The sequence below is a fragment of the Aidingimonas halophila genome, assembly GCF_900106955.1.
GTDB classification, from domain to species: Bacteria; Pseudomonadota; Gammaproteobacteria; order Pseudomonadales; family Halomonadaceae; genus Aidingimonas; species Aidingimonas halophila.
The window spans coordinates 396916-420629 of the sequence record NZ_FNNI01000003.1; the positions used below are offsets into that span (position 1 = coordinate 396916).

General features: G+C 59.0%; 19 protein-coding genes and 1 pseudogene. 8 read left to right on the plus strand and 12 right to left on the minus strand.

The features are described 5' to 3' along the window. Positions 1–40: 40 nt before the first annotated feature. The 3 genes from BLW01_RS07840 to BLW01_RS07850 form a co-directional block, all read right to left on the minus strand. A complete protein-coding gene (locus BLW01_RS07840; protein WP_092568937.1) occupies positions 41–853 on the minus strand; it encodes an endonuclease/exonuclease/phosphatase family protein in 813 nt (270 codons plus the stop codon). A gap of 4 nt (positions 854–857) precedes the next feature. After that, complete coding sequence (locus tag BLW01_RS07845; protein ID WP_092568938.1) at positions 858–1487, minus strand: thiol:disulfide interchange protein DsbA/DsbL; 630 nt, start codon at positions 1485–1487, stop codon at positions 858–860. Between the two features lie 141 nt (positions 1488–1628). Continuing rightward, positions 1629–2240, minus strand: a complete 612-nt coding sequence (locus BLW01_RS07850) for a c-type cytochrome (protein ID WP_092568939.1) — start codon at positions 2238–2240, stop codon at positions 1629–1631. Between the two features lie 276 nt (positions 2241–2516). Here BLW01_RS07850 and yihA point away from each other — a divergent pair, with 276 nt between their 5' ends. After that, complete coding sequence (gene yihA, locus BLW01_RS07855; RefSeq protein WP_092568940.1) at positions 2517–3152, plus strand: ribosome biogenesis GTP-binding protein YihA/YsxC; 636 nt, start codon at positions 2517–2519, stop codon at positions 3150–3152. Here yihA and BLW01_RS07860 read toward each other — a convergent pair. The 7 genes and pseudogenes from BLW01_RS07860 to argH form a co-directional block, all read right to left on the minus strand. After that, a complete protein-coding gene (locus BLW01_RS07860) occupies positions 3129–3863 on the minus strand; it encodes an HAD family hydrolase (protein ID WP_092568941.1) in 735 nt (244 codons plus the stop codon). The two genes, yihA and BLW01_RS07860, sit on opposite strands and share 24 nt — an antisense overlap. 3 nt (positions 3864–3866) lie before the next feature. Continuing rightward, the gene (locus tag BLW01_RS07865; protein ID WP_092568942.1) at positions 3867–4790 is read right to left on the minus strand and encodes a tyrosine recombinase XerC; all 924 of its coding nucleotides are present in this window, start codon (positions 4788–4790) and stop codon (positions 3867–3869) included. Beyond that, positions 4780–5505, minus strand: a complete 726-nt coding sequence (locus BLW01_RS07870; RefSeq protein WP_092568943.1) for a DUF484 family protein — start codon at positions 5503–5505, stop codon at positions 4780–4782. The genes BLW01_RS07865 and BLW01_RS07870 overlap by 11 nt, the downstream gene beginning before the upstream one ends. A 34-nt stretch (positions 5506–5539) precedes the next feature. After that, on the minus strand, positions 5540–6373 hold the full coding sequence (gene dapF, locus BLW01_RS07875; protein WP_092568944.1) for a diaminopimelate epimerase: 834 nt from the start codon (positions 6371–6373) through the stop codon (positions 5540–5542). Continuing rightward, positions 6373–7650: a diaminopimelate decarboxylase gene (lysA, locus tag BLW01_RS07880; protein WP_092568945.1), complete on the minus strand. Its 1278-nt coding sequence runs from the start codon at positions 7648–7650 to the stop codon at positions 6373–6375. Before lysA ends, dapF begins: the two co-directional genes overlap by 1 nt. 65 nt (positions 7651–7715) lie before the next feature. Continuing rightward, a pseudogene (lptM, locus tag BLW01_RS18920) lies at positions 7716–7823 on the minus strand (LPS translocon maturation chaperone LptM); the annotation flags it as partial. A gap of 1 nt (position 7824) precedes the next feature. Next, positions 7825–9231: an argininosuccinate lyase gene (argH, locus tag BLW01_RS07890; RefSeq protein WP_092568947.1), complete on the minus strand. Its 1407-nt coding sequence runs from the start codon at positions 9229–9231 to the stop codon at positions 7825–7827. Positions 9232–9456: 225 nt separating this feature from the next. Here argH and hemC point away from each other — a divergent pair, with 225 nt between their 5' ends. The 5 genes from hemC (at position 9457) to BLW01_RS07915 (ending at position 15576) form a co-directional block, all read left to right on the plus strand. Next, positions 9457–10398: a hydroxymethylbilane synthase gene (hemC, locus tag BLW01_RS07895; protein WP_092568948.1), complete on the plus strand. Its 942-nt coding sequence runs from the start codon at positions 9457–9459 to the stop codon at positions 10396–10398. Further along, the gene (locus BLW01_RS07900; RefSeq protein WP_092568949.1) at positions 10398–11189 is read left to right on the plus strand and encodes a uroporphyrinogen-III synthase; all 792 of its coding nucleotides are present in this window, start codon (positions 10398–10400) and stop codon (positions 11187–11189) included. Before hemC ends, BLW01_RS07900 begins: the two co-directional genes overlap by 1 nt. Before the next feature lie 25 nt (positions 11190–11214). Beyond that, a complete protein-coding gene (locus BLW01_RS07905) occupies positions 11215–12738 on the plus strand; it encodes a uroporphyrinogen-III C-methyltransferase (protein ID WP_092568950.1) in 1524 nt (507 codons plus the stop codon). After that, positions 12735–13958 (plus strand): heme biosynthesis HemY N-terminal domain-containing protein, encoded by a 1224-nt coding sequence (locus BLW01_RS07910; RefSeq protein ID WP_092568951.1) that lies wholly within the window; start codon positions 12735–12737, stop codon positions 13956–13958. Before BLW01_RS07905 ends, BLW01_RS07910 begins: the two co-directional genes overlap by 4 nt. Before the next feature lie 250 nt (positions 13959–14208). Continuing rightward, positions 14209–15576 carry an NCS2 family permease gene (locus BLW01_RS07915; RefSeq protein WP_092569035.1) on the plus strand — a complete coding sequence of 456 codons (1368 nt, stop codon included), beginning with the start codon at positions 14209–14211 and terminating at the stop codon, positions 15574–15576. 79 nt (positions 15577–15655) lie between these two features. On the opposite strand, the gene ybiO is transcribed toward BLW01_RS07915, so the two are convergent. Both ybiO and rloA3 read right to left on the minus strand, forming a co-directional pair. Further along, positions 15656–18022 carry a mechanosensitive channel protein gene (gene ybiO, locus BLW01_RS07920; RefSeq protein ID WP_092568952.1) on the minus strand — a complete coding sequence of 789 codons (2367 nt, stop codon included), beginning with the start codon at positions 18020–18022 and terminating at the stop codon, positions 15656–15658. Positions 18023–18205: 183 nt separating this feature from the next. After that, positions 18206–18757 carry a retropepsin-like aspartic peptidase RloA3 gene (gene rloA3 / locus BLW01_RS07925; protein WP_092568953.1) on the minus strand — a complete coding sequence of 184 codons (552 nt, stop codon included), beginning with the start codon at positions 18755–18757 and terminating at the stop codon, positions 18206–18208. Between the two features lie 147 nt (positions 18758–18904). On the opposite strand from rloA3, the gene BLW01_RS07930 reads away from it, so the two are divergent. Both BLW01_RS07930 and BLW01_RS07935 read left to right on the plus strand, forming a co-directional pair. Further along, positions 18905–19894, plus strand: a complete 990-nt coding sequence (locus BLW01_RS07930; protein ID WP_092568954.1) for a Bug family tripartite tricarboxylate transporter substrate binding protein — start codon at positions 18905–18907, stop codon at positions 19892–19894. A 108-nt stretch (positions 19895–20002) separates the two neighbouring features. Continuing rightward, on the plus strand, positions 20003–23611 hold the full coding sequence (locus BLW01_RS07935; protein WP_092568955.1) for a putative bifunctional diguanylate cyclase/phosphodiesterase: 3609 nt from the start codon (positions 20003–20005) through the stop codon (positions 23609–23611). The last annotated feature ends 103 nt before the right edge of the window (positions 23612–23714 follow it).

Consider the following 23714-nt stretch of genomic DNA (forward strand, 5'->3'; position numbering starts at 1 on the left):
ATCCCTTTGCAGGGAAATCGATCCAGTAGAGGCGATCGGCTCAGAACGCGTGAGAGGTGGCCAGCCAAGGGTGACAAGCTTCGGGGAGACGGATGTTGACGGCGATGGGGAGATGGTCGGAAAACAGTTGGTCCAGGACCTGGATGTCATCGGCCACCAGGGATTCCGAGAGCAGGATGTGGTCCAGTGCGCGTCGGGGTTGCCAGGAAGGGTAGCTTAATGCCGGGCGAACCGGATGCAGTGGCAGCGATGCACAGAAACGCGGGTGAGCATGCAGTTGCTCGGGCGTGCAGTTGAGGTCGCCCATGACCACGACATGTTTCAGCGGTTGAATGATTTCGCTGAGATAATCGAGCTGGCGAATGCGGCCCTTGTGGCTAAGCGCCAAGTGAGCGACGAACAGGTGCAAGGCCTCATCGCCATCACCATACCGCGCATGGATGGCCCCGCGGCCGGGGAGCGTGCCTGGCAGGCTGTGCTCCTCCACGCGTGTGGGGCGTAACCGGGACAGGAGTCCGTTGCTATGTTGGGCCACCCGGCCGAGGTTGCGGTTGAGTTGTTGGAAGTGGTGAGGAAAGCCCGCCCGTCTTGCCAGATAATCCACCTGGTTGACGTTGCCGGAGCGAAAGCTGCCGCCATCGACTTCCTGCAACCCGACGATATCGAATGGTTCGAGCACCTCGCTGACCAGATCGAGTCGACCGAGCCGTCTTGGATGAGGCAGGAGGTGCTGCCAGCTACGGGTGACATAGTGATGGTAGGCCGAGGTCTGGATGCCGACTTGCAGATTGAACGTTAGCAGGCGCAGATGGTCGTGCGAACGCGACGGTACGGCGGCCTCGGCCCGGGTCATGTGTCTACTCGCTCCGTTCCTCACGAACCTTGTCGACCAGCTCACCGGCAATCTCGGGCATGGCGTCCAGCCCTCCGGCGCTGGAGGGAGTGATGACGTAGCGACCATCGATGACCAGCGCAGGTACACCCGTCAGTTCATAGGCGCGCATACGGGCATGAGCGCGGTTGACCTGACTTTTGACATCGAACGAGTTCAATGCATTACGGGCGTCTTCCTCGCTGACTCCGTAATCGCTGAAGAAGTCAGCAAGATCATCTTCACTGGTCAGTGAGCGCCCCTCTTCATGAATGGCCGTAAAGAAGTCATCGTGCAAGTCATCGAGAATGCCCAACTCCCGGGCGGCGTAAAAGGCGGCCGCGTGTTGGTTCCAGTCGCCTCCCATCGTGGCCGGCGTGCGTGTGAACACGACATCGTCGGGTTGCTCAGCGACCCACTCGTTGAGCGGCTCTTCGAGGTTGTAACAATGTGGGCAGCCGTACCAGAAGGCTTCCGTTACCTCGATCTGGTCATCGTCGACCGATGTTTCGACGGCTTCGTCGAGCTCGGTATAATCCTCTCCCTCAACCAGATCGGCAGTTACCGGGGAGGACAAGCTGATTCCCATCAAGGCAATCATCAATGGCTTGAACATGCAGAACTCTCCTTGAAAACACTAAACGACCGTCTGCCCACACCTATTGTCTGCCGTAAACCAAGCGAAGACAGGTAGCACTCCGCCCCTTTGAGCCTGTAAATCGCCTCGGGTTCCCCAACCAAGCGGTAGTGGATGAGGTCAATGCAAGCCGAACAGATAGTTGGCGACAGCCTCCATGTCCTCTTCACTCATTTTGGAAGCAATATCCCTCATGATGCCGTTGTCGTCGTTGCTACGTTCACCCGAGGCAAAGTCTTGTAGCGTCGAGACCGTATAGCCGGGCTGCTGACCGGATAGCGCCGGATAGCCGGCACTATTGATGCCGTCCCCGGTGGGGCCATGACAAGCCGTGCAGGCAGGTAGACCTTGTGAGGCATCGCCGGCACGATACAGCTCTTCGCCGCGTTCGAGCAATTCAGCATCGTCCTTCGCCTCGCCAATATTGGGCTCCATCTCGGCATAATAGGCGGCGACGTCCCAGGCATCCTGTTCGGAATAGTCGTCGACCTGTCCGGCCATCTCGGGAACTTCGCGTTCACCATCCCGGATATCAAGAATCTGCTCGGCCACGTAGGCGGTTTTTTGGCCAGCCAAGCTGGGAAAGTCACCGGATGAGCTGATGCCATTCTCTCCATGGCAGGAGGCACATTCCTGTGCCAGTTCCTCGCCGTTGGAAGGGTCTCCCTCTTGGGCATGGGCGACGCCCAGGGCGCTAAGGGTAATTGCCAGGCTTGCCAGTAACTGTCTCATCGCTAGTCCATTGTGCTGTTGGTTGTTAGATATTGTCGTGATGGCCTCTCGCGGTATCGGTTCCACCTGCTTGGCCGGTAGCTGTCGTGCTTGCTGCGGGAGTCGAGTCACCGCAAAGGGGGTGATACACTTTGCGTTTCCCCGTCAACTGCTTGTGCACCAACAAGCGGATTCGAATGTGGCGATTATAACGAATCCGCTCGGTAACGCGAAGTCAAGCCCGGCGGTGCCGTTTGTGCCTGCTCCTGTGAGCTTTTCCAGATAGCGAGTTGTCCCATGTCACGCCTCAATTATCAAACCGCCGCCTTTCTCACCAGCGCACCCACGCTGGCGCAGTGTCCCCCCGATACAGGCGTTGAAGTGGCTTTCGCCGGCCGCTCCAATGCCGGTAAGTCCAGTGCCATCAACGCCTTGACGGGACAGAAAGCGTTGGCACGTACATCGAAGACCCCGGGACGCACGCAATTGATCAATTTTTTCACCCTGCAGAACGAAAGCGATCAGCGGTTGGTGGACCTACCCGGGTATGGCTATGCCAAAGTGCCGGAGGCGGTCAAACAGGAATGGCAGCACCACTTGGCTGACTATTTGCACCGCCGCACATCGCTACAGGGGCTGATGCTCATCATGGACGTACGACACCCCTTAAGTGAATTCGACCAAATGATGTTGGGGTGGGCTGATGACCGAGACATGCCGGTCCATATTCTTTTGACCAAGGCGGACAAACTCAAGAGCGGCGCCGCCAAGCAAGCCCTGCAACAGGTACGTGATCGTTTGCGAGAATGGGAGGATCTGGTCAGTCTGCAGCTGTTTTCGGCACTCAAGCGTCAGGGGATCGATCAGGCGCGTCAGCAGCTCGATGAGTGGCTGCACGATCGCGTGCCGTCATGCAGCGAGCCGAGCCAATAATCCAGGTAGCTCATTGACATGGGCCAGGCGGTGGACCCTTGCAGGCAACGAATCTGTCGTACTGCCCAGGGGGGCGATCCAGGCCACTTGCATGCCCAGCTGATGCGCCGGCAGTACATCCTCCTTCCAGGAATCGCCGATGTGCATGGCCGTGTCGGGCGTGCTGCCGAGCCGGTCCAGAGCAAACAGGAAGGGGGCTGGTTCCGGTTTGGGCATGTGCATTTCTCCCGCCGAAACGATGATGTCGAAGTGAGCGTCGAGCGAAAGGCGTTTCAGGTCGGCATTACCATTAGTGATCGCCCCTAAGCGATAACGTTGAGTGAGCGTTTTCAGTAGCGACTCCACGCCTTCAAACGGGCGCAACTGATGTCGTAGCTCCAGTAGCCGTTCGATGGCAGCGTCGCTCCAGTGGCGAGCGTCCTGGGACGAAAGCCCGTAATCGATGAGGCTGTCGAATAGCGCATGCCGACGAATCCAGGTGAAGTCGCTACGACGGGTGGGATAAAGACGTGCAATGTCCTGACGCCTTGCCAGGTAGCTTTCGAGGGGAAAGTGATCGGCGAAACTCCCCTGCGTCGTGGTCAATTCGGGAAATCGCGCCGACAGGGCCTCGTTGAGCCAGGTGAAGTGACCGAGTTCGGCATGCTCCATGATCGGTTGGTTATCCCAGAGGGTGTCATCAAGGTCGAATGTGAGCGTATCGAGAGTCATGGGTCAATGATCAAGATCGGTGTCTTGTTTCCGGCGTCGGCGTGCTCGTGGGTGCGCTGCGTCATAGCTGGCTGCCAGGTGCTGCCAGTCCAGGCGAGTGTAGACTTGCGTCGTTGACAGATTGGCGTGACCGAGCAGTTCCTGAACGGCACGCAGGTCTTGACTCGATTCGAGTAAATGGCTGGCGAAGGAGTGACGCAAGCGATGCGGATGCAGGTGTTCTGCCAGACCGCGCTCCCTGGCGAGTTTGGCCAGCCGCTGCTGGATGGCTCGATGACCCAGACGATGACCGTGAGTGCCGACGAACAGGGCGCTCTCATCGGTGCGGGCGATACTGCTGCGCAAGGCCAGCCAGGCTGCTAAAGCGCTTTGGGCACGCCGGCCGACCGGGACCTGACGGGGTTTTCCGCCTTTGCCGATCACCCGGACACGCTGTCTTTGCAGGTGATCGAGATCCAGTGCGGCCAATTCGGCCAAACGTAACCCGCTGGAGTAAAGCAGCTCCAGCATGGCCTGATCGCGCCGTGCGAGGGGCGTATCGTCGTGCGGTGTGTCCAGGAATCGCTGCAGCCGGTCCACATCCACTGGATGTGGCAGGTGACGGGGTTGTCGAGGTGCTTGTGTCAGGGTCATCGGGTTATGGCTGAGCTGGCCTTGCTGAACCAGATGATCGGCCAAACGTGAGATGGCGGACCGGCGCCTGGCCAGGCTTCGGGGGGCCAGTCCACGGCTGCGCTCCTGGCCGAGAAAACGGCGCAGCATGCCGGCATCCAGCTCGCTCCAGTCGCTCACATCATGCGCACTCAGGAAGTCGACCAGCGCCGCGATGTCGTGCCGATAGGCCGTCACGGTCGCCGGGCTGGCGCGCTGGGCCAAGGTAGTGAAAAAGGGTGCCAGATCAGTGATCAGTGGCGAGTCATCTGTCATGGGGTTGTCCACCGAGACGTAACATCAACCGTGACAGTATTTCGCCCAGATACTCGATGAACAGGGTGTCCAGGCTGGCGCGGAAATGGTCGGGGTCGGCATCGGCCAGGACCAGGTAGCCTGACGACTCGCCAAGCGGTAAATGCGTGATGGCACATGAGCCGGCCTGACCTGGTGGCTTGATATGTGGCAGCAAACGTTTCCAGTCACTGATCGTTAGTTTGGTACAGCGGCTGGAACGCCCATCGAGCAATGCCGACAGCCGCGGTGCCACGCTATTGTCCAGTATGTGACGGGGGGGCTGCGGTGGCTGCGGTTCGCTGTCGGTCAACGCGGGAGGGCACCAGAGAGCGATCGACGAGATCTGGAATCGCTCACTCAACTGCGTGGCCACTGCCTGGGCCAGGGCGTCATTGTCTTCGGCTTCGAGCAGCGCCAGGACCAGTTCCCGCATGCGGCGATAATGGACTTCATTCTGGCGGGCCGACTCAAGCAACTGTTCCAGGCGTTCTTCCGCGACCTCGGCACGTCGGCGAAGATCATGGACCAGGCGTTCGAGCAACGATGTGGCCCCCTGGGTTTCAGGGTGAGGCACCTTGAGCTGTTGTAACAACCCCTCGCGACCGACGAAAAAGTCGGGGTGACGGGCCAGCCACTGGGCCACTCGGTCGGGGTCCAGGGTTTGCCGCGGTTCAGGAGCCTGGGCACGGGCCATGAATTGTCTCCTCTTGTCGTTAGGCGGTGCGAACTCACGTCAAGTGGACGCGACCGTCGAAAATGCGTTCCGCCGGTCCCGTCATGAAAAGATGCTGACCGGGACCCGCCCAATCGATGGTCAGGTCGCCTCCCAACAGATGTATCGTCACGGGGCTTGCCAGTCGCTCGCGACGGATGCCATGAGCCACAGCGGCACAGGCACCGGTACCGCAGGCCATTGTCTCGCCAGTGCCGCGTTCGAAAACCCGCAGGCGGGCTTCATGTGGGGACATGTACTGCAGAAAACCGACATTGACGCGTGCCGGAAAGCGCGCATGCGACTCGAGGGCCGGCCCCAGCCGGGCGACAGGCGCCGTGTCGACATCATCGACTTCGAGTACGACATGCGGGTTACCCATCGACAGCACCCCGGCCTGAATGCGTGCGTCGTCGACCGTCAGATCATGCACTATGTGGTCGTCAGCCGCATCGAAAGGCACAACCGCAGGATCGAAACTCGGTTCCCCCATATCGACAGTGACTCGGTCATCGTCTTCGACGGTCAAGGTCAAGGCTCCCGTCTGTGTCTCGACGTGGATCTCGCGCTTGTGAGTCAGTCGTTGATCGCGCACGAAGCGGGCGAAACAGCGAGCCCCATTGCCACAGTTCTCGACTTCTCCACCGTCGGCATTGAAGATGCGGTAACGGAAATCCATGTCTGGATTCTGCGGCGGTTCGACAATCAGCAACTGGTCGAATCCGATACCGAAATGGCGATCGGCCAGACGGCGGATCTGGTCGATGGAAAGCCGCGCTCGCTGCGTCACCAGATCGACGACCATGAAGTCGTTCCCCAGGCCGTGCATTTTGGTGAAATGCAGCAACATCAGTATGCCTCCGGTTCATCGGGTGGCAATAGTGACTCACCGGCCCAGAGGGTTTCCAGGCGCTCGCGTTGTCGTACCAGATGGACTTGCCGGCCGTCGACCATGATCTCGGGGGGGCGGGGGCGGCTATTGTAATTCGACGCCATGACAAAACCATAGGCCCCGGCTGAACGGACCGCCAGCAGGTCGTTGGCAGCAATTGCCAGATGGCGGTCTTTACCCAGAAAGTCGCCGGTCTCACAGACCGGTCCGACGATATCATAAGTCTCGGCCTCGCGTTCGAGGGTCGTGTCCACCGGTAGGATGGCCTGCCAGGCTTGGTAGAGCGATGGCCGGATCAGGTCGTTCATGGCCGCATCGACGATCGCGAAGTGGCGCGTTTCCCCGGGTTTGAGAAATTCCACCCGGGTCAGGAGGATGCCGGCATTGGCGGCGATCGAGCGGCCGGGTTCGAATAACAGCGTCATGTGATGACGGCCATGTTCGGCGAGTCGCTCGAGCAGCGCCGACGCGTAGTCGAAAGGGACCGGTGGCTGCTCGTCACGATAAGGGACGCCGAGGCCGCCTCCCAGGTCCAGGTGATCGATGGCGATGCCTTCGGCTTCGAGGCGCTGAAGCAGTACCAGCAGCCGGTCCAGGGCATCGAGAAAGGGTGACAGCTCGGTCAACTGGGAGCCGATGTGACAGTCCAGGCCCACGACATTCAGATGGGGCAGGAACTGTGCTCGCTGATACACGGCAAAGGCATCATCGACCGCGATACCGAACTTGTTGTCCTTGAGCCCGGTGGAAATATAGGGGTGGGTGCCCGCATCCACATCGGGATTGACGCGCAATGAGACAGGGGCTTTCCGGTCAAGGCGTCCCGCGACGGCATTGAGCCGTTCGAGTTCGGCACGGGATTCCACATTGAAGCATTTGATGCCGACCTCCAGCGCCCGCTCCATCTCGGCATCCTGCTTGGCGACACCGGAGAATACGACTTTCGCGGGGTCGCCGCCGGCAGCAAGAACGCGCTCCAGTTCACCCCGGGAAACGATATCGAATCCGGCCCCCAGGCGCGCGAGCAATCCGAGCACGGCGAGGTTGGAGTTGGCCTTGACGGCATAGCAGATCAGGTGTGGATGCGTGCCCAGAGCATCATCGTATGCCCGGAAGTGACGCTCCAGCGTCGCCCGTGAATAGACATAGCAAGGGGTACCGAAACGTTCGGCGATATCGGCCAGGGGGACGTCCTCGGCATATAGCACGCCGCTACGGTAGTCGAAATGGTCCATGCTCAGTTCCCGTCTGCCTCGTCCGTTTCATCAGTGTCATCATCGCTGGTGCCCTGCGGGTCGTAACGCTCGGCCGCCTCGTCGTCATCAGGCAGATAAAGCGGCCCTTTCTGGCCACAACCGGCGATGACGAGCAGCATGACAAGCAACGCGACGATTCCCAGTTGGCGCATGTCAGGTCTCCTGCCGTGTCATCGTGGCAAGGGCATCACGTGCCCGCTGAGCGGCGGCCCGTACCTGGTCCGGTGCCGTACCGCCAATGTGATTGCGAGCGGCTACCGATCCCTCGAGGGTAAGGATGTCGAAGACATCGGCCTCGACGGTGTCGGAGAATTGCTGCAATTCATCAAGCGACATCTCCGACAAATCCTTGTCATGGCGGATACCATGAGCAACCGATTGACCGACGATTTCATGGGCATCGCGGAAGGCCACTCCCTTGCGGACGAGGTAATCGGCCAGGTCGGTGGCGGTCGAGAAACCGCGTCGTGCTGCGGCGTACATGTTGTCCGCCTTGGCTTCGACGGCCGGAATCATGTCGGCAAAGGCGCGCAGTGAGCCCTTGACGGTATCGAGGGTATCGAACAGGGGTTCCTTATCCTCCTGGTTGTCCTTGTTGTAGGCCAACGGCTGGGATTTCATCAGAGTCAACAGGCTCATCAGGTGTCCGTAGACACGGCCGGTCTTGCCTCGCACCAATTCAGGCACATCCGGGTTCTTTTTCTGCGGCATGATCGAACTGCCGGTGCAGAAGCGGTCAGGGAGGTCGATGAAATCGAACTGGGCGCTGGTCCAGAGAACCAGTTCTTCGCTCATGCGAGACAAGTGCATCAGTAGCGTGCTTGCGAACGCCGTGAACTCGATCGCGAAATCCCGGTCACTGACGGCATCCAGGGAGTTTTCTGCGGGACGATCGAAACCCAACAGTTCGGTGCTGACATGGCGGTCGATCGGATAGGTGGTCCCGGCCAATGCGGCAGCACCCAGGGGCATGACGTTGACACGCTTGCGGCAGTCAAGCAGGCGCTCGTGATCCCGGGCCACCATCTCCTGCCAGGCCAGCAGGTGATGACCGAAGGTGACGGGCTGAGCGCTCTGCAGATGGGTGAAGCCCGGCATGATGGTATCCGCGTGATTCGCCGCAAGTTCGATGAGGCCTTCACGCAGGCGAACCAGTTCCGCCTCGATGGCATCGATCTCGTCACGCAGGAACAGGCGGATGTCGGTGGCAATCTGATCGTTGCGTGAGCGACCGGTATGCAATTTCTTGCCGACGATGCCGATCTTCTCGGTCAGACGTGCCTCGATGTTCATATGCACGTCTTCCAGCGAGATCGACCAGGGAAACGTATCGGCTTCGATTTCCTGCGCAATGTCGTTGAGCCCGTCGATGATGGCGTCGCGTTCGGCGTCGTCGAGCACACCGACACGGGCCAGCATGGTGGCATGTGCAATCGAGCCGCGAATGTCATGCTGAGCAAGACGTTGATCGAAACCGACCGACGCCGTGAAGCGTTCGACAAAGGCATCGGTGGGCTCGTTGAAACGACCGCCCCAGGATTGATTGGTTGATTGGCTCATCGAACGGAATATCCTGCGTTGTTGGGCCTGAACGTCTAACGTGAAATTGGTCTGGCAGTGTATCAGAGTCGGCGACGCAGGCCACGTAGCGAAGCGACACCATCCCCGCGCATTTTTCCTGCTTCCCCAGGTGCATTATGATAACAGCTGAATCGGAAGCCGAGGTCGCTTCCATCTCACTTGAGCGGGCCCAGGAAAGCCCCCGCTCGTCGACAGGAGAGAGCCGTGTCCGCCTATACCACCCTGCGCATCGCCACCCGTAAAAGCCGCCTGGCAATGTGGCAGGCCGAGCACGTTCGTGATCGCCTGATGACTGTCCATCCCGGACTTCACGTCGAGCTGGTGCCCATTTCCACGCGCGGTGACAAAATTCTCGACACGCCGCTGGCCAAGGTTGGCGGCAAGGGGCTGTTCGTCAAGGAACTCGAGGATGCCATGCTCGATGGGCGGGCGGATATCGCCGTGCACTCCATGAAGGATGTCCCGATGCATTTTCCTGAAGGGTTGGGGTTGTCCGTGATTCTGGAAGGGGCGGAGCCGACCGATGCCTTCGTTTCCAACCAATACGCCACCTTTGACGCCCTGCCCGACGGGGCGCGCGTCGGGACGTCCAGTTTGCGCCGAGGCCTGCAGGTACGAGAAGCACGTCCCGATATCGAGGTGCTGACGCTGCGTGGCAATGTCCAGACACGCTTGTCAAAGCTTGATAACGGCGAGTTCGATGCCATCATCTTGGCAACATCCGGTCTCAATCGCTTGGGACTGGGAGAGCGGATTACGGCCGAACTGGCTCCCGAGGTTTGTTTGCCGGCTTGTGGTCAAGGGGCCCTGGGTATCGAGTGCCGCAGTGATGATGCGGGGTTGATCGAGATGCTGGCACCATTGGACGATCCGGACACGGCGACCCGTGTGCGTGCCGAGCGTGCCATGAACACCCGGCTGGAGGGGGGGTGTCAGGTGCCGATCGGTGGGCATGCGGTGTTTGAGGAGGGAGGCCGTATCCTGTGGCTGCGTGCACTGGTCGGGACGCCGGAAGGGACACGGGTATTGCGAGCCGAGGGCCGTGGGGCGGCCAGTGAGCCCGAAGCCTTGGGACTGAGAGTGGCTGAGGATCTCCTTGAACAGGGAGCGGGTGAGATTCTGGCAGATGTCTACGGTAATGCCTGATGCGGGAACGGCCTCGGGTATTGGTGACGCGTCCCGGGAACCGGGGGGAGGTACTGGCAACCACATTGTCACGATACGGCCTGGACCCTCGGCCATTGGCGTTGATGCACCAGCAGGTGTTGCCGGAAACCGCCGCCATCCGGTCCGTCTGGTTGGATTTCGACCATTTTTCTCGCGTCCTGGTCGTCAGTCCGTTTGCTGCTGAATGTCTGGTCGAAGCGCTGGATCGTTACTGGCCGCAATTGCCGATCGGGCCAAGGTATTACGCCGTGGGCGCAGCGACAGCCGAGGTGCTGAACCGGGAGCTCGGCGTCAAGGTGCATTTGCCGCCGGAACATGTGAATGGCCAATCGGGACGTGAAACCAGTGAGGCCTTGTTGACGCTGCCCTCACTACACGGGCTCGCAGAACAGAAGGTCCTGCTGGTCGCCGGTGAAGGTGGTCGCACGACGTTGGCCGAGGCACTGTCATCACGTGGGGCCCGCCTGACCCGTCTGGCACTTTATCGACGTGTTTTCACGGCGCCGGATGCGGCCATGCAAAGGTGCCTTGCTTCCGCTGATTTCGATGCCTTGATCGTGAGTAGCGGCGAACTTCTCGAACATCTGGCAGGATGGTGTGATATTGCAGCGTTGAACCAACCGCTAATCGTATCCAGTCATCGGTTGGCTACACTGGCAGGCAACCTGGGATTCGCCGCCCCGCATGTCGCTGACAGTGCGTCGGCGACCTCGCTGGCGGCAATGACCGCTCGGGTATGTGGCTTGGACGGGGGCGATGTCGATCAATGATGATCTTGAAAAGGGCTAGCGACAGATGAGCAAGCAACGAAACGATCAGGACGAACAGCAAACGCCCTCGCAGCAGGAGCCGAACGGTCCGGATCAGGAGAACACGGAAACTGACTCGACGCCGCCATCGTCCGATAGCGCCGAATCAACGCCCGGATCGAGTTCGGAGCAGAAGTCCAGGTCGTCGGGCGCGGCATCTTCGTCACAGGAATCGGCCCAAGCGGATAAACACGCCACCGGTGACGATGCCAGTTCCAGCAAGGCATCGGCGTCGGGCCAGTCATCTCGTCAAGCGAGCAGCAGGAAAAAGGCGCCGCCCAGTGCTTCCGGCAAGTCCAAGTCCTCTCGATCGCAGCAGGCCGGTGGCAAGAGCGATAGTGCCAAGAGGGCGTCCTCCCAGGCGTCGGGTGAATCCTCCACCTCATCTTCCGCGGCAAGTCGCACTTCATCGTCGTCAGGGGCTGGGGGGCAGTCAGGGGCCCGACAGCCGAGTGATAGCCAAGGGGGAGGCGGTGGCAACAAGACCGGTATCATCGCCCTGGTGCTGGTGATTGTGTTGGCGGTCGGCGCTCTCGTTGCCGGCTGGTGGGGATGGCAGCGTCTCGACCAGCAAGAGCAACGTTTAGCGCAAATGGATGCTAATGCCGAGGCCATCAGTGAACTGGAAACTCGACTTGAAGAGAGCAACAGCGAGCGCCAGTCCGAAATGGACGAGGCCCTGTCGTCACTGCGCAATGATTTCGACGATTATCGTAGCGAGATGAACAGCACCCTGGACGATGTGCTTGAAGACCTCTCCAGTGAACAGGATACCGACGAGCGCGAGTGGTTGCATGCCGAGGCTGCCTATCTGTTACGGCTTGCCAATCAGCGTTTGCAGCTCGAGCGTGATGCCGAGGGAGCCGCTGCGCTATTGCGGACGGCCGATGAACGTTTGCGCGAAGCTGACAACCCTGCGCTGACGCCGGTCCGTCGAGAGATCGCGTCCGAACTGGCCGAACTGGAATCCGTGCCGAAAGTCGACCGCACGGGGTTGTATCTTTCTCTCAACGCACAACAGGAGCAACTCGCCGGATTACCGCTCAAGCAGGATGTCGAAGCCCAGACGGTCGAAGGTGAGGATGGCCAGGGGCCGACAGGGGGGTGGCAGGAACAGTTGGCCCATTTTGGTGCTGAACTCAAGGATCTGGTGACGGTTCGACGCCACGATCAAGCGCTGGAAGCGCTGATTTCGCCCGAACAGGAATCCTATCTGAGGCAGAATGTACGTCTGCTGATTGAACAGGCGCAATTGGCCCTGCTCAAAGAAGAAGAAGCGCTGTATGAGGCCAGCCTCGAAAAGGCTATCAACCTGGTGGAGACCTATTACGATACCGAACGGGATGGCGTTCAGTCCGTGCTTGACCGGCTAGCATCGTTGCGCGAAGAGGCCGTACGCCCCGAACTCCCCGATATCAGTGGCTCTCAGCAGGCCCTGTCATCCTTCATCGAACGTCGCTTTGAAAACGATGGCGATCGAGAAGCGGACGAACAGGGGGATGAGGAATGAGAAAGCTGATCCTACTGATCGTCGTCGGTCTCGCCGTCGGGGCCCTGTTCGGTCAATTGATGCAGTCCGTGCCGGGATACTGGCTGGTTCGTGTCGGCGATACGTCGATACAGACATCATTCTGGTTTGGCCTGATACTGCTGTTGGCAACGTTTCTGGTCCTTCACTTTACGCTGCGCGTGTTGATGCGGCTGCGTCGCCCGGTCAGTCGGTTCAAGCTGTGGAACAGTCGAGCGCGGCACCGGAATGCGATGCGCCGGACGGTGCGCGGCCTGGTAGCCTTGGCCGAAGGCCGCTGGAAACGCGCCGAGAAATCGTTGGTCAAGGCCGCCGACGACTCCAGCACCCCGTTGGTCAATTATCTGTCTGCAGCACTGGCGGCGCATTACCAGGGACGTTATGACCAGGCGGATACGCTGCTCAAACGAGCCCACCTCAGTACCGAAGGTGCCGATACTGCGGTCGGTATGGTGCAAGCACAACTGATGCTCGACCGGCAGCAATTCGAGGAAGCGCTGGCAACGCTGACTCGGCTGGATCGTCAATTGCCTAACCACCCCCAGGTGTTGAAGCAGCTCAAACAGGCCTATCTGAGCGTCAACGACTGGGATGGCCTGCGTCGTTTGATGCCGCGCATGGCGTCCCAGCAGTTGATTTCCCAGGAAGAGCAACATTCGCTGGAACAGCGGGCCTATCGTGAGTTGCTCATGCAGGCGTCTCAACATCCCGAAGATATCGAGCGCGTCCGCAACCTGTGGGCCGATATGCCCGACTATCTGCGTGGCGATGTCGATCTGGTGGTGTTGTATGCCGAAGCCCTGATTCGAGGAAACGAGGAGGGGCTGGCGGAGCGCCTGTTGCGCCACTCTCTGAAAGAGCACTGGGATTCCCGTTTGGTGCTACGCTATGGATTGCTGAATGTCGATGCCGGTCGCCAGCTCGCCTATGCCGAAAAATGGCTGCAGGAGCGCCCCAACGACCCGGATCTTCTGTTGACGCTGGGCCGCCTTTCGCTCCGCAATGCCTACTGGGGCAAGGCGCAAGAGTATTTCGAGGCAAGCCAACGCCAGCGTCCGAGCGGTGTCGTCTGTGCCGAACTTGCCAGGCTCTATGCCAATCTCGGTGAACACAACAAGAGCCAGCTCTATTATCGGCAGAGTGTCGAACTGCTCGATAAATCGTTGCCGGCACTGCCTCAGCCGAGCGACGAGAATCTCTAGAAGCCGCTGTTTTCATCTGATCGATTTGCTCTCCTGGGCGCCGCAAGGTGCCCTTTTTTTAACGCCTCTGCGCGGAAACGATGCACTTATTTGGTTTTCTGATAGGCAATATCAGTCTCATGAGTTGTCCAATTGGTCAGGTGTTGCCTAGTCTGTCCCAAGCATATTGACCATGTGGTCAATATTGGCGTGTGCAAGCCGGTTGACCGGTATCACCAATGCCCATTTCAACAACAAAGGGACCATGACCATGCAACACCCATCGACTGCATCCGCCGAGACGCCGCGGTCAGGCGCGTCGCATCCCGGGAAGTGGCTGGATGCCTACTTCAACGTGAGCCGTCGCGGTTCAGCGGTCAAAACGGAGATACTGGCCGGGATTGCCACTTTCCTGGCCTCCATGTACATCATCGTTGTCAATCCGGCGATTCTGAGCGATGCGGGAATTCCGTTTTCTGCAGCACTATCCGCGACCGTCATGATCAGTTTCATGAGCAGCCTGGCGATGGGGCTTTATGCGCGTAACCCCATCCTCGTGGCACCGGGTATGGGCATGAATGCACTGTTCACATACACCCTGGTAATGGGGGCCGGGCTTTCCTGGGAAGTCGCCCTGGGGTGTGTATTCTGGTCGGGAGTCCTGTTCGCGATCCTGGCCATGTTCAACGTTCGACAGGCCATTATCGAGGCGATTCCGGAGTCACTGCGCTACGCCATCACCTGTGGCATTGGCTTGTTCATTACTTTCATCGGGCTAAAGAACGCGGGATTCATCGTCGGTAGTGAAGCCACACTGGTTTCGCTCGGGTCGCTGAGTCCGTCACTGGTGACCTTCTTCATCGGCATGATGGCAACTGTCGTTCTAGTGATCATGCGTTTCAACGGTGCATTGATCCTGGGTATCGCACTGACGACGCTGCTGGCGGCGCCCATGGGACGCTTGTGGGGTGAAGAAGTGCTGGTTGAATGGGGCGGCATGATGGCCTGGCCCGATTTCAGTGCGGTCATGCAGGTGGATATCTGGGGAGCGCTGAAAGTCGCTTACTTGCCTTTCATCTTCGTCATGCTTTTCACCAATTTTTTCGATGCGCTGTCTTGTTTCATGGCGCTCTCTGAATCCGCCGACCTCAAGGATGATCAGGGTAATCCGCGCAATCTCAAGCGCTCCATGACCGTTGATGCGTTTGCCTCGATGATTGCCGCCCCTTTGGGGACGAGTGCGGCACAGACGTTCATTGAATCCGGAGCCGGTGTCGCACAGGGAGGGCGGACCGGACTGGTGGCGGTGGTCATCGCGCTGCTGTTTCTGCCATTCCTGTTTCTTTCGCCACTGCTTTCGCTGGTGCCGGGAATTGCAACGGCCCCTGCGTTGGTGCTGGTCGGGTTATTCATGCTGGCGCCTGTCGGCAAGATCGACTGGTCACGCTATGATCAAGCGTTTCCGGCGTTCCTGGCCATTATACTGATGCCGTTGACATATTCGATCACGCTGGGGATTGCGTTCGGCTTCCTGAGTTTCGTGATCATCAAGGCATGCACAGGGAAGCTGGCCGAGATCAAGCCGGCAATGTGGATATCGGCGGCATTGAGTATCGTCATGCTGGTGACGGCCCACTGATGAACATCCGAGGTGTCCATACTGACGGGGGCCGCCGACCGGCAGCCCCCGTTGTTGGCGTGGATCCTGACATTAACCGCTATGAGGGCTCGTCGACGTCATCGCCATCCGGCTTATCATGCGACGCGTCGCCGATGTGGTCGACATCCTCCTGACGGTTTCCTGCGGTGGTCGACGAGGTTTTCGGCGAGCGTTTCGAGCCATCGAGCAGCCGGAGGTTGGCGGCCGGGGCACTGCCATCCTTGTCTTCGCCGAAATACAGCGTGGTATGCGGAAAGGGGATCTCGATGCCGGCTTCGTCGAAGCGCATCTTGACCAACCGATTATAGGCGCGACCCACAGCCCACTGGTCGCCGGGTGTGGTCTTGATCACGACACGAATATTGACCGAGCTGTCGGCCAGGGCGATGACACCCGCGACTGTCAAGGGCGCGAGCAGTTTGCTGCCATGTTCTTCGCTGGCCTTGAGATCCTCGAATGCCTGTTCCAACTGCGCTATTGCTTCGTCGATATTCTCGCGATAAGCGATACCGTATTCGCCAACATGGTTGCCGAACTCGCGCATGTAGTTGGATACCGTATCGACGCTGGAGAAAGGCACGATGTGATAGGTGCCCGAGAGATCACGAATTGCCACCGAGCGGATGCTCAAACGTTCGGCGGTTCCGGTAATGCCGCCGACCGTCACGACGTCGCCGGTATTCATGGCGTTTTCGACCTGAATGAAGACTCCAGTGATGATGTCCTGCACCAACTTCTGTGCCCCGAAACCGATGGCCAGACCCAATACACCGGCACCGGCGATCAGTGGACCGATGTTGATGCCGATCTCCGACAGCACGATCATCGCCGTGATGGTGATGATGGCGATCGCCAGTGCGTTGCGGAACAGGCTGAGCAGCGTCTTGGCACGAGCGGAGGGTTCGCCGCCACCGGTCTCGGGGTTGAGACGGTGCTCTATCAGGCTCGCCAGAGCGATCCAGACGACTAACGCCAGTACGATGATGAAGAAGGCGCTGAACAGATTGCCGGTCAACGCGCGTCCCGCTTCGGAGGCGTACCAGGCAGCCAGATCGAAGGCGTTCCAGGCATTGAGCGTCATCATGACCACGACGATCAGGATAACGGCCCGAATGATGCGCAGTATATTGGGCACGTAAGCGTTGAGCCGCTTTTCCAGCATCGGCAGCTTGTCGCGTAGTGCGTCGGATAGCTGAATCCGTCGCCCGATCGTCTGTGTCAGCAGGTTGGACACCAACGCACCGACACCGATGATGATCAGGGTCTTGAGTGTAGCCATCGCCACGAAAGGCAGGGCATCTTCAGGACGGAGCAGCGTGACCAGCAAGACCATCAGGAAGTACGCGATAGCAAACCCGTGCCAGAGTTTGGCCAGCAGGTTCAGGGAGACCCGCGTGGCATGCATGCTGGAGCGTTCGGCGGCCCGTTCAATGGAGTGACGCAGATAAAGCCGATTCTTGAGCACCACGCTCACGGCGTAAATGAAGGCACCCAGCATGATCAGGGTACCGATGGCCTGGCCGAGAGCTGTAGAGACATAGAAATTGATCAACGGCACGACCACCAACAATCCGTAACCGACCAGGCCGATCAACCGGGCAAACCAGGTGTTCCAATAGGAGGCATCGGTTGCCGAAATCGGCAGCAAACGCAGGCCTTCATAGCGGGAAGCGAACAGCATGCGCAAGCCTGCCTTGAGCAGTTCGATGACCAGGAAGGCATTGAGGAACAGCGACGCTCGTGTCGATAGCTCGCCGCTTTCGCCGATGGCAAAGGTGGCAATCAGGCTCCCGCCGACGTAGGCGAGCAGGACGATCAGTACATCGACAACGGCGGCCATCCCGACGGCAAGTACCAGTCGCAGTACAGGGGTAAGCCGGCTGCCGGAGGTCGACCATTGACTGATACGGGTAAACAGGGAGCGTGCCAGATAGCGGAAAACCAGAAATACCGCGATGGTGGCAATGATCACCAGGCCGAGATTGATCGCGGCCGATGTGAACGCACTGGCATCGAATGAGCTGGCACTCGCTGCAGCGGAGTCGGCGCCGAACAGGCCGGCGATGGCGGAAACCAATTGACTGAACTGGCTGCCGAGGTCGCCGACAATCTGGCTCGAGGTTTCCGCCAGTCGACGTGGCAAGGAGACCTCTTCGGCCGTCTGATCGCTGGGCGCTTCCGAAGCGATCCCGGTCGAGGCGTCGTCAGAGGATGGTTCGAGGTGGCCCTCTGTGTCTGCGAGTTGCCGCAGGTCGTCAATTAACTGGTTTCGGGCCTCTTCATTTTCCAACAAGTCCGCCAGTGTCGCGTAGGCGGGGGCATCGGCGGTGCCTTCGTCCTGTTGGGCCTGCGCAGTAGGGACGATCAATAGGGTGGTGATGAGCAACCAACCAATCAATAACGCCAGAGAACGTAGTTTCAGCACGCTGCGACCTCCCTATTCGCGTGGAATCGGACTCGGTGCCACCCCGAGAGGCACCCGGGAGCCGGAAATATGTATTGGTATCCTAGGACGTTGGCGTGTTCCACGTCATGGTCTCGATCCAGTCATGAAACAACAATTGTACAGATATTGTACATGAAGCGACTGTCAAGCCAAGAACTATCCTCAATCTTCATCCTCTTCGTAAGGCTGGACCGGGGAGTCCTCATCACACTCGGGATCCGTCGTGAAGGTTTCACGCACATCCAGTACGCCGAGATGTTTGATGGTGCGACGGCCGAGGAGAATGGGATAATGCATGTTGCTCCGGTCACGCAGGCTGAAATCCTCTTCGTAGATCGTATCACCCATGCAGATGTCCATGATGACTGTCGGTCGCCGTGACTCACCGCCGGCACCGCGCAGGATCAAGTTGCGATTGACCTCCTTCTCGAGAGTTTCGGAAGTCACTTCCCCTGTTTCTTCATCCTCCAGTTCGATACGGAAGCGAACCCACTCTTCACCATCCTTCTCGAATCGTTCGATATCCCGGGCATCCATCGACGAGGTGAGAGCGCCACTGTCCAGCTTGGCTTTCACCTCGACACCCCATGGCTCGACAGTCGTCTTCTCGACCCAGCCGAATGTCTTGTCATCACCCGCTGCCGCAACGCCGGTGAAAGCAAGCAGCAGCGTGCTTGCAGCAGTGAGTAAGGAAAAGCGCATACGATGAAGCATCGGACCTCCTTCGATAGGGCGCATGACGCAATGACCTGACTAATCCTGCCGGAATAATGGGGCAACGTATAGCCGTCGTGTCTGCTCGCTTTTCCGTTTCATCATATGAGGACTATCGTATACTGGTTGTGAACACGATGTCTGGCCATGACGAAACAAGGAAGTGCGATGCGCCGTGCCGTTGCTGTCTGTGCATGTATGATTCTCGCCGTGCCGGGTGGTGCGGTGCCGGTGCAGGCGGAAGAGGATTATCCGGACCGGGCCATTCGCCTGGTGATTCCCTTCGGTCCGGGCGGAGCGACCGACGTGCTGTTCCGACGGGTGGCCGATTGGCTCGAGACGTCACTGGACACACCGATCGACCCTGTCAATGTGTCCGGCGATGCAGCGATTCGGGGGGCGAGCGATGTCAAGGAGGCGACCCCCGATGGTTATACGTTGCTGGGTAGCCATCAGACATTGTCGCTCTCCTATCTGTATGGCAAGGCCGATTTTTCTTATGAGGCCTTTGCGCCTGTGGCTCTGCTGATGCGCACGATCAACATCCCCGCCACACGGGCGGATCACCCCGTGGACGCGGCCGATGGGATCGCTCCCTATGTCGCCAAGCATGGTGACAACGTTCGATTCGGCATGATCGAAGGCTCGACGGATCATTTCTTCTGGCTGCATTTCTTCGAGGAAGCCGGCATCGATCAGGATCAGGTGGCACTCGTGGGATACCCTGACACGGCATCCCAGATTGCCGCTCTGATGACGGGGGAAATCGATTTCTCGATGCTCAACCTGCCTTCCGGTGGTGAATTGTTCGCATCGGGCACGTTAACGCCTTTGGGCGTGGCCGATACACAGCGGCTACCCACACTGCCGAGCGTGCCGACCCTGCAGGAGCAGGGAATCGACATGGTGAATACGACCGACCGGGGGCTGTTCGCTCCGCTGGGGACACCGATTGAACGACGAGACGTGCTGGTGTCGGCGCTTCTGCAGGTACTCGATGACGATATGCATCGCCAACGACTGGAGCGGGAATTCGGCACCCGTATTCATGTGCAATCGTCGGGAGACTACTCGCGTGTGCTGGATGAGCAGTTTCGTCGCCTGGAAGAGTTGGCGAAAGCGATCGATTTCGACTGACTCACTCTCAAGTCATGACCGCAATGGCCGATAGCATAGGGGAGGTTCCCACGATAACGCCCGCCATTTCCTGATCACCCGTACTATCGGGGAGTTCTTGTTCCACCCATGCCATTCAAGACCCGCGATATAGCTCTCGATACCGGCCTGCTCATGGTAGCCGCTACCTTCATTCTCATGGGAGTGGGGGGATTGCTGGCTAATTCCGTGGAAACCATGAGTTATTCGCTCCGGACTCTGGTGGTTTCGGATGCGGCCTTGTCCACGCTACTCGCCGGCATCGCGCTAGTGGCGACGATTCAGCGCAAGCCCTGGATTCGCTGCATGGCGGGCGCCGCTCTGTTGGCCGTGATGGCGTATACGCTGATTCACAATGTGATGGTTGGCGGCAATGTCTCGGGATTGTCATGGATCAGTGGTGAACAGCGCATTTCCTCGGCCGCCGCCTTACAGCTGCTGCTGGTGGCAGGCTGCCTGGTCATGGGGGTCACTCACCCATGGAAGAGACGGCTCTGGTCGGCAATGGGGGTGTTGCTGCTGGGGTTCGGGGGAATCTTGCTGATCTGGCTGTTTCTGCCGTCGGGAGAGACGCGATGGGCCAGTGTATATGCGTCGTCACCCTGGGTGGCGGTTCTGTACACCTTGTTGTTCGGGGTGGCCATGGTGGCTGTCGGCATCCGTTATCCGGCACGTGATATGCATTTGGGTCGCATGGCCATTGCGGTTTGCGTCCTGGGCGTCACAGTGAGCAGCTTGAGCTGGTACCTGGTCACGTGGCAGCAACAGCACTCGCTTCATGAACAGGCGGATTATTTACTGGATAATCTCCAGTTGAATATCGAGCAGGTCATGGAAGCCCGACTGACCCGGTTGCAACGGATGGCTGAGCGTTGGGAGCCCGGGGAGCATCCACAGGGTAACGAGGGCTTTCTGCGTGACGCCGAAAATCATCTGCGCGATATACCGAGTCTGGGAGCCGTCGCCATTCTGGACGAGGCGCAGCAATGGGTAGTGGGGCGAGCTCGAGACGCGGCGAGCCGCGACTGGTTGAGTCGCCAGGTTGCCAAACGCGATATCGAAGCCTGGATGATGGCGCCGTTTTCGCAACCACGCTTGATGGTGCCCGACGAGAGCGGAGGCGCCGTCGCTTTGCTGGTGGCACCGATCCCTGGGCAGAACTATCAACTGGTGGCGATGATGGATTTGCCCTTGTTGCTGGAAAATCAGTTGCGCGCTCAATTGGGCCCATTTGAAGTCACTGCCAGCCGGGGCAATTCGGTATTGCTCGATATGGTAGCGGCTGGATCGTCGACGGTATCGGAGGTCCCCGATCTCACAACCCTGGAACAGCGATCGGTCGGTATGCCGGGTGGTCCGGTGCTGGACTTGGGAGTCCATCTCGCGCCGGAACGCAACTGGCTAATGGCCGGAGGCGTATCCACCGGTGTGATCGGAGTGGGACTGACAATGAGCTACCTGCTGGGCTTCAGTCTGGGGTTGGTCAGACTGGTGATGATGCGTTCACGAGCCTTGATGGTGACCCAGCGTTCACTCGAGGAGCAGCAGCACATTCAAGCACTGATCGTCCGGGAGGCACCGTTGGAGAGAACGCTGGCCTCGGTGTGTCGTATGCTCGAGAAACAGCTTGCGGGGGTGCACTGTGCCGTCATGATGAGTGACGCTGAGGGCAAGACACTCCGCTTGGCCTCTGGGCAACGTCTACCGTTAGCCTATCAGCAAGCATTGGCCCGTTTGCCGATAGATCCTTGTCAGGAGGTCAGTAGCGCCGCCGCGTATCATCGTCGTCCAATCATCTGCCACGATACCCACCGGAATAGCCAGCCGGACATCAATCATGACTTGACTCGTCAACATGGCTTCCGTGCCTGTTGCTCCTACCCTGTGGTCGCGACGGATGGACGGCTTCTGGGTACATTTGCCACGTATAGCGATGCGCCGTCTTCCCCTTCCCGCGATATGCTTGAGGCGATCCGAAAAGCTGCTGGGTTAGTGGCGCTGGCGATCGAGCGACATCAGGATCGCCGTTCCCTTTGGGAAAGTGAGCAGCGCTATCGGTCACTGTTCGTCTACAACCCGGATGCCGTGTTCTCGTTGGATCTCGAAGGACGGTTCGTGACCGCCAATACCACCTGTATGGAATTGACCGGTCGTGCGGCGGACACTCTGGTAGGGGCATCCTGCTTCTCGTTGGCGACGCCGGGCCAGCAGGACATTCTGGAGACCCATTTTCGTCATGCTGTCGCCGGTAACCCTTGTCGCTATGAGATCGAAATCACCGATCAATACGGGGAAACCCATATACTCGACATGACACATCTGCCGATCATGGTCGATGGTCAAGTCCATGGTGTTTACGGCATCGCCAAGGAAATCACCGAGCACAAGGCTCACCAGGCCCAACTGGCATACCATGCCAGCCATGATTTCCTGACCGGACTGGCGAACCGGACGTTTTTCGAAGGGCAGTTGAACGAGGCCTTTCGGCGTGCCCGCCGACAGAACGATCGGCTGGCCGTCCTGTTTGTCGACCTCGACGAATTCAAACCTATCAATGATAGTCTGGGGCATGATGTCGGTGACCAGCTATTGGTCAATGTCGCCTCGCGCCTGACCGGTGCCATGCGCAGCACGGATATCCTGGCCAGGCTGGGGGGTGATGAGTTCGTGATTCTGATGGATGGATTGACGGACGAAGCGGAGGTCAGCCGTCTCGCTACACGCCTGTTGCCTTTGATCTCCAGTCCCTATCGCATCGCGGGTCATGAACTGTACTTGAGTTGCAGCATCGGTATTGCCGTCAGCGACGAGAAAATCGTGCAGCCTATGGAATTGATCCAGCAAGCCGATATGGCCATGTACAAGGCCAAGAGTCAGGGGCGTAATGCCTATCAGTGGTATACGCGGGAAATCACCGATAAAGTGAATGCCCGTGTCGCGCTTCGCAACGAATTGCAGGAAGCGATCGACAATGCCCATTTCGTGCTTCATTACCAACCACTGCTGGATCTGGACGGTCGTGTCGTAGGTGTCGAGGCACTAATACGTTGGCCGCATCCCGAGAAAGGTTTCATTCCCCCCGACCAGTTCATTCCCCTGGCCGAAGAGACCGGCCAGATCATTGCCATCAATGAGTGGGTCCTGGATCGAGCATGCCGTGATGTCTTGCAGTTACGTGAGCAAGAGCTGGGGGAACTCGTGGTCTCCGTCAATCTCTCGCCGTTGCAGTTCCGGCGGTCCCGCTTCCTCGACAACCTGTACCAAACGCTTGCCACCACCGGCCTGCCTGCTAGACAGCTCGAACTCGAATTGACGGAAGGTATCCTGATGGATGATGCCGAGTCGGCAATCAGTATCCTGCATGAATTACGGCGATTGGGGATCAGTGTCGCCATCGATGATTTCGGCACGGGCTTTTCCAGTCTGAGTTACCTGAAACACCTGCCGATCGGCAAGATCAAGATCGATCGCACCTTCATTCGCGATGTGGAAAGCAATCGTCATGACGCGTCCATCGTTCAGGGGATCGTCTCCATGTCGCATCATCTGGGGCTGACCGTTGTAGCCGAAGGCGTGGAGACCGAGGCGCAAAAGGCATGCCTGATGCGTTTCGGCTGCGATATTCTGCAAGGCTATCTGTTCGCCCGCCCGATGCCGCTAGATGCGTTGATCACGTACCTCTCGTCGCAGGAGGCATGAGAGCGACAAGGCCCGTGCTCGTCTATCCATCCCCTGTGGCAGCTGGATTGCCAATGTGTCATCAAGCGTCCAGACACAAGAAAGGGGCCTGAAGGCCCCTGTC